Annotated in this window: 13 protein-coding genes and 1 pseudogene; 13 read left to right on the top strand and 1 reads right to left on the bottom strand. The window is 71.9% G+C overall.

From position 1 onward, the window contains the following. Together IE312_RS39675 and ftsH are read left to right on the top strand one after the other, a co-directional pair. A pseudogene (locus IE312_RS39675) lies at positions 1-253 on the top strand (signal recognition particle protein); the annotation flags it as partial. 91 nt (positions 254-344) lie between these two features. Continuing rightward, a complete protein-coding gene (gene ftsH, locus IE312_RS12130; protein WP_189981062.1) occupies positions 345-2,276 on the top strand; it encodes an ATP-dependent zinc metalloprotease FtsH in 1,932 nt (643 codons plus the stop codon). Here ftsH and IE312_RS12135 read toward each other — a convergent pair. Beyond that, entirely contained in the window at positions 2,245-3,153 is a 909-nt protein-coding gene (locus tag IE312_RS12135; RefSeq protein WP_189981064.1) for a class I SAM-dependent methyltransferase, read from the bottom strand. The genes ftsH and IE312_RS12135 overlap by 32 nt on opposite strands. 530 nt (positions 3,154-3,683) lie before the next feature. Between IE312_RS12135 and IE312_RS12140 the strand changes: the two genes are divergently transcribed. The 11 genes from IE312_RS12140 to IE312_RS39680 all read left to right on the top strand — a co-directional run. Beyond that, positions 3,684-4,280 carry a hypothetical protein gene (locus IE312_RS12140; protein ID WP_189981065.1) on the top strand — a complete coding sequence of 199 codons (597 nt, stop codon included), beginning with the start codon at positions 3,684-3,686 and terminating at the stop codon, positions 4,278-4,280. A 296-nt stretch (positions 4,281-4,576) separates the two neighbouring features. Beyond that, on the top strand, positions 4,577-4,996 hold the full coding sequence (gene rpsP, locus IE312_RS12145) for a 30S ribosomal protein S16 (protein WP_189981066.1): 420 nt from the start codon (positions 4,577-4,579) through the stop codon (positions 4,994-4,996). A 5-nt stretch (positions 4,997-5,001) separates the two neighbouring features. Next, the gene (locus tag IE312_RS12150) at positions 5,002-5,241 is read left to right on the top strand and encodes an RNA-binding protein (protein ID WP_005479813.1); all 240 of its coding nucleotides are present in this window, start codon (positions 5,002-5,004) and stop codon (positions 5,239-5,241) included. Between the two features lie 103 nt (positions 5,242-5,344). After that, complete coding sequence (gene rimM / locus IE312_RS12155; RefSeq protein ID WP_189981067.1) at positions 5,345-5,890, top strand: ribosome maturation factor RimM; 546 nt, start codon at positions 5,345-5,347, stop codon at positions 5,888-5,890. Beyond that, positions 5,887-6,720: a tRNA (guanosine(37)-N1)-methyltransferase TrmD gene (trmD, locus tag IE312_RS12160; protein ID WP_189981068.1), complete on the top strand. Its 834-nt coding sequence runs from the start codon at positions 5,887-5,889 to the stop codon at positions 6,718-6,720. The genes rimM and trmD overlap by 4 nt, the downstream gene beginning before the upstream one ends. 135 nt (positions 6,721-6,855) lie before the next feature. Then, the gene (gene rplS, locus IE312_RS12165; protein ID WP_030612790.1) at positions 6,856-7,206 is read left to right on the top strand and encodes a 50S ribosomal protein L19; all 351 of its coding nucleotides are present in this window, start codon (positions 6,856-6,858) and stop codon (positions 7,204-7,206) included. 45 nt (positions 7,207-7,251) lie between these two features. Further along, entirely contained in the window at positions 7,252-7,953 is a 702-nt protein-coding gene (lepB, locus tag IE312_RS12170) for a signal peptidase I (RefSeq protein ID WP_189981069.1), read from the top strand. Next, positions 7,946-9,037 (top strand): signal peptidase I, encoded by a 1,092-nt coding sequence (lepB, locus tag IE312_RS12175; protein ID WP_189981070.1) that lies wholly within the window; start codon positions 7,946-7,948, stop codon positions 9,035-9,037. Before lepB (IE312_RS12170) ends, lepB (IE312_RS12175) begins: the two co-directional genes overlap by 8 nt. After that, positions 8,925-9,908 (top strand): signal peptidase I, encoded by a 984-nt coding sequence (lepB, locus tag IE312_RS12180; RefSeq protein WP_189981072.1) that lies wholly within the window; start codon positions 8,925-8,927, stop codon positions 9,906-9,908. The genes lepB (IE312_RS12175) and lepB (IE312_RS12180) overlap by 113 nt, the downstream gene beginning before the upstream one ends. A 220-nt stretch (positions 9,909-10,128) precedes the next feature. After that, positions 10,129-10,911: a signal peptidase I gene (lepB, locus tag IE312_RS12185; RefSeq protein WP_189981073.1), complete on the top strand. Its 783-nt coding sequence runs from the start codon at positions 10,129-10,131 to the stop codon at positions 10,909-10,911. After that, a partial coding sequence (locus IE312_RS39680) for an NUDIX domain-containing protein (RefSeq protein WP_229899595.1) occupies positions 10,901-11,110 on the top strand: 210 nt, incomplete at its 3' end. The genes lepB (IE312_RS12185) and IE312_RS39680, both read left to right, overlap by 11 nt.

Raw genomic sequence — 11,110 nt, forward strand, 5'->3', positions numbered from 1 at the left:
CCAGGGCGGTATGCCGGGCATGCCGGGCCTCCCGGGCATGGGCGGCGGCCCCGGCCGGCAGAAGAAGCAGCAGAAGAAGGCCAAGGGCAAGCAGCGCTCCGGCAACCCCATGAAGCGCAAGCAGCAGGAGCTGGAGGAGGCCGCCCGCCGGGCAGCCGCCGCGGCGGAGGGCGGCAACGCCTTCGGCCTGCCGGGCCAGCAGGCCGGCCAGGACTTCGAGCTGCCGGACGAGTTCAAGAAGTTCATGGGCTGAGTTCCGCGCGTACGACACGAGGGGCGCCTCCTTCCAGCGGGGGGCGCCCCTTGCGCGTGCCGAGGCCCGTCGGGTGTCGTAACGTCCAGATATGAGCGATGCGGCGCCGCCCCGCAAGGACCCTGATCGGCCGTGGCGCGCCGAGGGCACACCGGATGAGCCTCGGCGGTCCGGCCGGCTCCGGGGCGGCAGGTGGTGGGCCCTGTTCGCCACCGCCGTGGTCGTCTTCGTGCTGGCCTACCTCGGACTGCACTACCTCGGTCGGGGCAACGAGCCGACGATCTCGTACACGGAGTTCAGCCGGCAGGTCGGCGCGGGCAACGTCGCCCGGATCTACTCCAAGGGCGACGCGATCCAGGGCGAGCTGAAGAGCCCCCGCGCCAATCCGGAGGGCGGCGGCGACTTCACCAAGTTCACGACACAGCGCCCGGCCTTCGCCGAGGACCGGCTGTGGCAGAACCTGAGCAACCACGGGGTCACGGTGACCGCGCGGCCGGTGGTGCAGGAACGCAGCTTCGTGGCCAACGCGCTGATCTCCCTGATCCCGATCGTGGTGCTGGTCGCGGTGTGGGTCCTGGTCTCCCGGCGGCTCGGCGGGGCGATGCCCGGCGCGGGCGGACTCTTCGGCCGCCGGGCGCCGCCCAGACCGGTCGGTCTGCGGCCGGGCACGGAGCGCACCACCTTCGCCGACGTGGCCGGCATCGACGAGGTCAAGGGCGAACTGGACGACGTCGTCGACTTCCTGGAGCACCCGGACGTCTACCGGAGGATGGGCGCGAAGCTGCCCCGCGGGGTGCTGCTCTCCGGGCCCCCCGGCACCGGCAAGACCCTGCTCGCGCGGGCGGTCGCGGGGGAGGCCGGGGTGCCGTTCTTCTCGGCCTCGGCGTCCGAGTTCATCGAGATGATCGTGGGCGTCGGCGCGTCCCGCGTCCGCGAGCTGTTCGCGGAGGCCCGCAAGGTGGCGCCGTCGATCATCTTCATCGACGAGATCGACACCATCGGACGCGCGCGCGGCGGCAGTTCCTCGATGAGCGGCCACGACGAGCGCGAGCAGACGCTGAACCAGATCCTCACGGAGATGGACGGCTTCTCCGGCTCGGAAGGCGTGATCGTCATCGCGGCGACCAACCGCGCGGACATCCTGGACCCGGCGCTGACCCGTCCCGGCCGCTTCGACCGGGTCGTCACCGTGTCCCCGCCGGACCGCGGCGGCCGCGAGGCGATCCTGCGCATCCACACCCGCGAGATACCGCTCGCGCCCGACGTGGACCTGACCCAGGTGGCCCGGGTGACCCCGGGCATGACCGGTGCGGATCTGGCCAATCTCGCCAACGAGGCCGCCCTGCTCGCGGTCAAGCGCAAACAGGGCGAGGTAACCGGCGCGCACCTGTCCGAGGCGCTGGAGAAGGTGCAGCTGGGCGCCGAACGCACCCTGATCATGCCGGAGGACGACCGCCGCCGCACCGCGTACCACGAGAGCGGCCACGCCCTGCTCGGCATGCTGCAGCCCGGCGCCGACCCCGTCCGCAAGATCACCATCGTGCCACGCGGCCGCGCGCTCGGCGTGACCATGTCCACGCCCGAGGTGGAGCGGTACGCGCACTCCGAGGAGTACCTGCGCGGGCGCATCATCGGCGCGCTGGGCGGCATGGCGGCCGAGGAGGTCGTCTACGGGGTCGTCACGACGGGTGCGGAGAACGACCTCGAACAGGTCACCAACATCGCGCGCGGCATGGTCGGCCGCTGGGGGATGAGCGAGCGCGTCGGCCGGCTGTCCGCCCTGCCGAGCGACGCGCAGCAGGCGTACGGGCTGTCGGCCGCCCCGCAGACCCTGGACGTCATCGACGCGGAGATGCGGCGGATCGTGGACGAGTGCTACGCGGAGGCGTGCCGCAAGCTCCGCGACCACCGGGGCCGGCTCGACGCGCTGGCGCAGGCGCTGCTGGAGACGGAGACGCTGGAGGAGGCCGACGCGTACCGGATCGCCGGGATCACGCGCCTGGCCAAGGACGGCGAGGAGTGAACCCGTCCTGGGGCACGCGCGCGATCAGGTAGCGGAAGACGTTCGGCATCCACACGGTGCCGTCCGGGCGCCGGTGCGGGTGCAGGGCCTCCGTCAGCTCCTTGTCGACCTGCTTGGCGTCGGTCGCCGTGATCGCGGCGTCGAACAGGCCCGTGGACAGCAGCCCGCGGACCGCGCTGTCGAGGTCGGCGTACCCGAACGGGCAGGCGACCCGCCCCGAGCCGTCCGGTCTCAGCCCGGCCCGTGCGGCGACCTCCTCCAGGTCGTCGCGCCGTGCGGCCCGCCAGGTGCGCGCGCCGCCCACCGGTTCGGCCAGTTTGGTGGCTACGCGCAACACCGACGAGGTGGCGCAGCGCTCCGGCGGCCCCCACCCGGCCAGCACCACGGCGGCTCCGCGTCCGGCCAGGGGCAGCGCGCCGGCGAGCAGGTCACCGAGCCCCCCGGGGTCGCCCGCGAGGCTGCCGACCGGCTCGAAGACGGTCACCAGGGTGTACCCGGCCGGGTCCGCCGCGACCGCGTCCGCGGGCGGGCCGGCGAGAAGTCTCGCCGTCGTACGCGCGCGCGTGCCGCCGCCGCGGGGCGGGGGGTCCGGCAGCAGGCGTTCGCGGGCGAGGGCGAGCCGCTCGGGGGAGGCCGGGTCGACGCCGGTGACGGCGGCGCCCCTGGAGGCCGCCATCAGCAGGGCGAGCCCGGAACCGCAGCGCAGGCCCAGCAGCCGGGTGGCGGGGCCCACGTCGAGCCGGTCGTACACCGCTTCGTAGAGCGGTACGAGCATCCGCTCCTGGATCTCGGACCAGTCACGCGCGCGTGCGCCCAGGTCCACGCGGGCTGCGGAGCCCGCGTGAGACAGGCGCTGCCGCACGAGCGTAGGTGTCATAGGTATGCGCCCCAATCCGCCGACAGTTCGCCGCTGCGCCCGGTTGCGTGGCCCCCGTGCCGTGCGCGCACTTCCCACGTATGCCAGGTAACTCCCGGCTCGCGGTGGCGTCCAGGGGTCGTGGGGCCCGGCTTGGGGTGTGGACGCGGGTGTGGCGAGATTTCACATCCCGGCAACCTGGACGGCCCCGCGCCGTGCGGCGCGCGGGGGGAACCGGGGGCGGGCCGGTGACCGGGGGCGCGGGGGTACCGGGTAACGTCACGGACGCCGTGGACGCTGTCCGGGGTGGGGGCCGGCGCCGACAGCGGCCGAAACACCTCTTGCGCGTCGGCCGGCCACCGTCCCACCGGGGCTCCCGGACGGTGCGTAGCGCGGACTACGCACCAGCTTGGCATGAGCTGTGACGCTTCTCCGCAGATCAGCGCACCCGCCCTCGTCACGACGCATCAGCGGCAACTGACGGGTACGTGCAAATTATTTGGGATGCCCCGGAATAGGAACACAGCGGTACCCCCGCTCGTTGTCATTACGTGAGCACGACACAGACACCACCTGTTCTCGCCGCAGAGCTGGCGCAGGCGTGGGCCGACATTCAGCGGTACCACCCCGAGCTGCCGGACCTTGCCGCGCCAGAGTCCCTGATCGGGGAGTCGTCGTCCGCGTGCGGTCACGAACTCTCCTTCGAGCGGCTGCTCCACGAGGCAGTGCACGGCATCGCCGCCGCCCGCGGTATCCGTGACACCTCCCGGGCCGGCCGCTACCACAACCGTCGTTTCCTCGCGATCGCCGAGGAGCTGGGCCTGGACCACCCCGAGGAGCCGCACCCGAGCAGCGGTTTCTCGCTGGTCACGCTCAACGCCGAGGCGAAGCGCCGCTACCGGCCGACGATCGAGCGGCTGCAGCGCGCGCTGAAGGCGCACACCGCGGCCACCGCGGCCGACACCGCGCGCACCTTCCGCGGCCCGGCCGCCCGGCACGGCTCCTCCGGGGGCGGTGTCCGGGTCAAGGCGGTGTGCGACTGCGGGCGCAACGTCCGGGTGGTGCCCTCGGTCCTCGCCCAGGCGCCCATCGTCTGCGGCGGCTGCGGCAAGCCGTTCAGGATCCCGGAGGTCGTGGGCGCGGCCTAGGCCCACGGCTGCTCGTGGCAGCCGTGTGCCCCGGCCGGCACCCGTACCCCGCCGGGCGGCGCACCCGACGTGAGCCCAGCTCCACGCCGGGTGCTCCTCCGGCGTGCCCGGGCACGGCCGCTTGACCCTCGGCCCGAAGCGCCCCGCGCGGTGTGGCAGAATGGCTAGCTGTACTCGACAGCCGCACAGGACCCCTCTCTCCTCCGGCTGACGCGTCCATCGGGCACTCGGGTACCGCAACCCCACGCGGCGTCCTGCCGTGCCCAACCACGTCAAATCCAGGAGAACCCACTCCCGTGGCAGTCAAGATCAAGCTGAAGCGTCTGGGCAAGATCCGTTCGCCTCACTACCGCATCGTCGTCGCCGACTCCCGTACCCGCCGTGACGGCCGGGCCATCGAGGAGATCGGCAAGTACCACCCGACCTACAACCCGTCGGTCATCGAGGTGGACGCCGAGCGTGTGGCGTACTGGCTCGGTGTCGGCGCCCAGCCGACCGAGCCCGTGCTCGCCATCCTGAAGAAGACCGGCGACTGGCAGAAGTTCAAGGGCGAGCCGGCCCCCGCGCCGCTGCTCGTCGCCGAGCCGAAGCCGGCCCGCCCGTCGTTCGAGGCCTTCACCGGTGAGGACGAGGGCAAGGGTGAGGCGATCACCCAGAAGAAGAAGGCTGAGAAGAAGGACGAGGCTGCTGCCGAGTCCGCTTCGACCGAGGCCTGAGCAGCATGCTCGAAGAGGCGCTTGAGCACCTCGTGAAGGGCATCGTCGACAACCCTGACGATGTGCAGGTCGCCTCGCGCGACCTGCGTCGCGGGCGCGTGCTCGAGGTCCGGGTGCACCCGGACGACCTCGGCAAGGTGATCGGCCGCAACGGCCGCACCGCGCGCGCTCTGCGCACCGTCGTGGGCGCCATCGGCGGTCGCGGTGTCCGCGTCGACCTCGTCGACGTGGACCACGTCCGCTGACGCTTCATCGCAACCGGCTCGGGCCGGGGAGGGCCACTGGCCGTCCCCGGCCCGCAGTCGTATGAGCAGGACGTGAGCAGCAGATGACAGGAGAATTGGACACGTGCAGCTGGTAGTCGCACGGATCGGCCGTGCCCATGGCATCAAGGGCGAGGTCACCGTCGAGGTACGTACCGACGAGCCGGAGCTCCGGCTCGGGCCCGGTGCTGTCCTCGCGACGGACCCCGCCTCCGCGGGACCGCTGACCATCGAGGCGGGACGCGTCCACAGCGGCCGCCTCCTGCTGCGCTTCGAGGGCGTCGGCGACCGCAACGCCGCCGAGGCGCTGCGCAACACCCTGCTGATCGCCGAGGTGGACCCGGAGGAGCTGCCCGAGGGCGAGGACGAGTTCTACGACCACCAGCTGATCGACCTCGACGTGGTGACCGAGGACGGCACGGAGGTCGGCCGGATCACCGAGATCTCGCACCTGCCCACCCAGGACCTGTTCATCGTGGAGCGCCCGGACGGCAGCGAGGTGATGATCCCGTTCGTGGAGGAGATCGTCACCGAGATCGACCTGGAGGAGCAGAAGGCGGTCATCGCCCCGCCGCCGGGCCTGATCGACGACCGCGCGGAGATCGCCTCGTCGAGGGACGACAGCGCATGAGGCTCGATGTCGTCACGATCTTCCCCGAGTACCTGGAGCCCCTGAACGTCTCCCTCGTCGGCAAGGCCCGCGCGCGCGGGCAGCTGAACGTCCACGTGCACGACCTGCGGAACTGGACGTACGACCGGCACAACACGGTGGACGACACGCCCTACGGCGGCGGCCCCGGCATGGTCATGAAGACCGACCCCTGGGGCGACGCCCTGGACACCGTCCTCGCCGACGGCTACGAGACCGGCGCGCGGGGCCCCGCGCTCGTCGTGCCCACTCCGAGCGGCCGGCCCTTCACCCAGGAACTGGCCGTCGAGCTGTCCGAGCGGCCCTGGCTGATCTTCACGCCGGCCCGCTACGAGGGCATCGACCGGCGGGTGACGGACGAGTACGCGACCCGGATGCCGGTCTACGAGGTCTCCATCGGCGACTACGTCCTCGCCGGCGGGGAGGCGGCCGTACTCGTCGTCACCGAGGCCGTCGCCCGGCTGCTGCCCGGCGTCCTCGGCAATGCCGAGTCGCACCGCGACGACTCCTTCGCACCCGGCGCCATGGCCAACCTCCTGGAAGGCCCCGTCTACACCAAGCCGCCCGTCTGGCGGGGCCGGGACATCCCCGAGGTGCTGCTGAGCGGTCACCACGGCAAGATCGCCCGCTGGCGCCGCGACGAGGCCCTGAAGCGCACGACCCTCCACCGCCCCGACCTGATCGAGCGCTGCGACCCCAAGGCCTTCGACAAGAAGGACCGCGAGATGCTGTCCATCCTGGGCTGGGAGCCGGACCCGGACGGGAAGCCGTACGGCCGATTTTGGCGGCGGGCCGAGGGCGTGGAAGAATAGACCGCTGTTGTGCGCCGTCCGGCGTGCGCCCCTGCCACAGGGGGACACGACGCTCGCCCCGACCCGCACGGCAGACCTCTTGGAACCCCTAGTTTCCGTTGATGACCTGTGGCATCAGCGAGGAAAGCAGACGAAATGTCTCACCTGCTCGACTCCGTCGACTCCGCGTCGCTGCGCAGCGACATCCCGGCCTTCCGTCCGGGTGACACCGTCAACGTCCACGTCCGCGTCATCGAGGGCAACCGCTCCCGTGTGCAGCAGTTCAAGGGCGTTGTGATCCGCCGCCAGGGCTCCGGTGTCCGCGAGACCTTCACGGTCCGCAAGGTCTCGTTCTCCGTCGGCGTCGAGCGCACCTTCCCGGTGCACACCCCGATCGTCGAGAAGATCGAGCTGGTCACCCGTGGTGACGTGCGCCGCGCCAAGCTGTACTACCTCCGTGAGCTGCGCGGCAAGGCCGCGAAGATCAAGGAGAAGCGCGAGAGCTGAGCGCTTTCCCGGAGTCTCAGCGGGGCCGGATAGCATCTGGCTCCGATGGACACCGAAGCACAGCAGACGGAACGCGACCGCTCCTCCCGACCCGGTGACCCGGGGCCGGAGGGCCGGTCGCGTTTCGCGTTGCTGTCCCGGGTGGCCGACTGGCTCCCGGGCGGTCGGATCACCCTCGCGGTCTTCGCCGGTCTGGGGTTCCTGCTGCTCCTCAACGCCTTCGTGATGCAGCCGTTCGACATTCCCAGCGGATCCATGGAGCGGGGTTTGAGGATCGGTGACCGCGTTCTCGTAAACAAGGTCGCGTACCGTTTCGGTGCCCAGCCCCGGCGCGGTGACGTGATTGTGTTCGACGGCACCGGGTATTTCGGGGACGCCGACTACATCAAGCGCGTGGTCGGTGTGGGCGGAGACCATGTGGTGTGCTGCCACAGGAACGGGAGGATCGAGGTGAACGGCCGGCCGGTCGACGAGACGGCGTTCCTCTACCCCGGGGACAGCGCCTCCAGCGTGCCCTTCGACGTCGTCGTGCCCCCGGGCCGCCTGTTCGTCCTCGGCGACCACCGCGACGACTCCAGCGACTCCCGCGACCACCTCGGTTCGCCCGGCGGCGGCATGATCCCCGTCGACGACGTCATCGGCCGGGCCGACTGGATCGTGTGGCCGTACCGCCACTGGACCCGCCTGACCCGGCCGTCCGCCTACGCGCGCGTGCCCGCCGCCCCGGCGGGGGGCGCCCATGGGTAACCGCGGCAAACCGCGCGGAGTGCCCAGCACGCCCGCCGAGAACCTGCTGCCCACCGGGTCCCGCCGCACCTCCGCGCCCGGGGGCGGACGCACGCGCGCGGAGCGCCGGAAACTGCAGCGCAAGGTCAAACGCAAGCGCAGACGGTCGGCCGTCCGGGAGATCCCCCTGCTGGTCGGTGTCGCCGTCCTCATCGCGCTCGTCCTGAAGACCTTCCTCGTGCAGGCGTTCGTGATCCCCTCGGGGTCCATGGAACAGACCATCCGGATCGGCGACCGGGTCCTGGTCGACAAGTTCACCCCGTGGTTCGGCTCCCGGCCCGAGCGCGGGGACGTCGTCGTCTTCCACGACCCGGGCGGCTGGCTGCAGGACGAGCAGACCACCAAGAAGAACGACCCCGTCGTCGTCAAGCAGCTCAAAGAGGGCCTCGCCTTCATCGGCCTGCTGCCGTCCGACAACGAGAAGGACCTGATCAAGCGGGTCATCGGGGTCGGCGGCGACCACGTGAAATGCTGCGACGCGCAAGGCCGCGTCACCGTCAACGGCGTACCGCTCACCGAGGGCGACTACCTGTACCCGGGGGACGTGCCGTCCACCATGGCCTTCGACATCACCGTCCCCAAGGGCCGGCTGTGGGTGATGGGCGACCACCGGGGCAACTCCGCGGACTCCCGCTCCCACCAGGACACGGCCTACGGCGGCACCGTCTCCGAGGACTCGGTGGTCGGCCGGGCCATGGTCATCGGCTGGCCCGTCGGGCACTGGACGCGCCTGCAAGAACCTAAAACCTTTGCAAGCGTCACCGACTCGGTGTCGGGAACGACCGCTGCCCCCCGGCCGTCGCATAGGGTTGCCCAGGAGAATCCGAACGGAATGACCCAGCTCCCGACCCCTGCGGAACTCCCGCTCGTTATGGGAGTGGTGGGCCTGCACCGCGTGCGGGGCAGGCGGCGGCACAGAGTGAGGAGTTGGCGTGGGGGATGTGGCGGTTGGCGCACGGTCGGGACACGACGGCGAGGAGCACCGCGGGCACCCCGTGGAACCGGACGTTCCCGTACCGGACGGCGCCATGACCTCCGGGAATGACCAGCCCGCAGGCGGCGACGGCACGCCCGACGACGGGCCGCGGACGAGCGCCGAGGGCGCGGGCGAGGCGGCACGCCGGCCGAGGAAGCCGCGCTCCTTCTGGAAGGAGCTGCCGATCCTGATCGGCATCGCGCTGGTCCTGGCGCTGCTGATCAAGACCTTCCTGGTCCAGGCGTTCTCGATCCCGTCGGACTCGATGCAGAACACCCTCCAGCAGGGGGACCGGGTGCTGGTCGACAAGCTCACCCCGTGGTTCGGCTCCGAGCCCGAGCGCGGTGAGGTCGTCGTCTTCCACGACCCGGACAACTGGCTGGCGGGCGAGCCCACACCGACCCCGAACCCGGTGCAGAAGGTCCTCAGCTGGATCGGCCTGATGCCGTCGGCGGAGGAGAAGGACCTGATCAAGCGGGTGATCGGAGTCGGCGGCGACACGGTCGAGTGCAAGGGCAGCGGCCCGCTGAAGGTCAACGGCAAGGCGCTCAACGAGCCGTACGTCTACCCGGGCAACACGCCGTGCAGCGTGGACGAGCAGGGCGGCCAGTTCAAGGTGAAGGTCCCCAAGGGCCACATCTGGGTGATGGGCGACCACCGCCAGAACTCCCGTGACTCGCGGTACAACCAGTCCGACCGGAACCACGGCATGGTCCCCGTCGACAAGGTCGTCGGCCGCGCCATCGTCAAGGCCTGGCCGGTCAACCGCTGGGGCACCCTGCCGATCCCGGACACCTTCGACCAGCCGGGCCTCGGCCGGCAGTCCTCCGCGGCGGCGTCCCTGACGGCGGCCCCGCAGGGCGTCGCGGTCGCGGCCATTCTCCCGGTGGCGCTGTGGCGGCGCCGCCGCGCGGACCGGCCGGAGGCCGCGAACCGCTGACGGCCCCCGGACCGCGAGCGGCGGGATCGCGAACGGCTGACGGTCCTCGGGCCGCGAGCGGAGGGTTGCGAACGGCTGACGGCCCCAGGGCCGCGAGCGGCGGGGTGGCGAACGGCTGACGGGCTTCGGGCCTCGGGCGGAGGGTTGCTAACGGCTGACAGCCCCGGCCGTGAAAACAGGGACTGCCCCCGTCCGGTACCGCCGGGTAGGGTGCGGGTCCATGGGTGGCGAGAGCATGACGCGTACGGCCCCGCAGGGCGGCGGCACCGGCACGGCACCGGCCGGCGGCCGGCTCGGGCAGCGGCTGTCCGGACTGGCGGTGGCGCTGGGTCTGGTGCTGTTCCTCGGCGGATTCGCCTGGGGAGCGCTGGTCTACCGGCCGTTCACCGTGCCCACCAGCTCCATGACGCCCACCATCGACGCCGGTGACCGGGTGCTCGCCCAGCGCGTCGACGGCGACGAGGTGCGGCGCGGTGACGTGGTCGTCTTCGAGGACAAGAGCTGGGTCACCAACGCCAAGGTGGTCAAGCGGGTGGTCGCCGTGGGCGGTGACACCGTCTCCTGCTGCACCGACGGCAAGCTCACGGTCAACGGCAAGCAGATCGACGAGCCGTACCTGCCCGAGGGCAGCCTGGCCGAGATCAAGAACTTCGCCGAGGTCACCGTGCCCGAGGGCCGGCTGTTCCTCCTCGGCGACGAACGCCAGGGCTCCCTGGACTCCACCGCCCACCTCACCGACACGGCCAAGGGCACCGTCGCCCGCACCGCCGTGTCCGCCCGCGTGGACGCCGTCGTCTGGCCCTGGAAGGGCATGCTCGGGCGCCCCACCGGCTTCGAGACGCTCGGCGCCCTGTCCCGGCCCGGTCCGCTGCGCACGATCGAGCTGCTGGTCGTGGCCGGCGCGGTCCTGGTCCTCGGCGGCGGCGCCTACGGCCCGGTCGCCGGGCGCCTGCGCCGCTCCCGCGCCCGTGCCGCCCGCCCGGAGGCGGCCGGTGCCCGCTGACGCCGGCCGGCCGGAGGAGGCGCACGACACCGGGGGCGGGCCGCGCAAGGTGGCCCGGGTGGTGCTCCTGGACCCCGAGGACCGCATCCTGCTCCTGCACGGCCACGAACCGGACGATCCGGCCGACGACTGGTGGTTCACCCCCGGCGGCGGTCTGGAGGGCGCCGAGACGCGCGAGGAGGCCGCGCTGCGGGAACTC

Origin of the sequence: Streptomyces capoamus, assembly GCF_014654935.1 — a bacterium.
Taxonomy (GTDB): Bacteria; Actinomycetota; Actinomycetes; order Streptomycetales; family Streptomycetaceae; genus Streptomyces; species Streptomyces capoamus.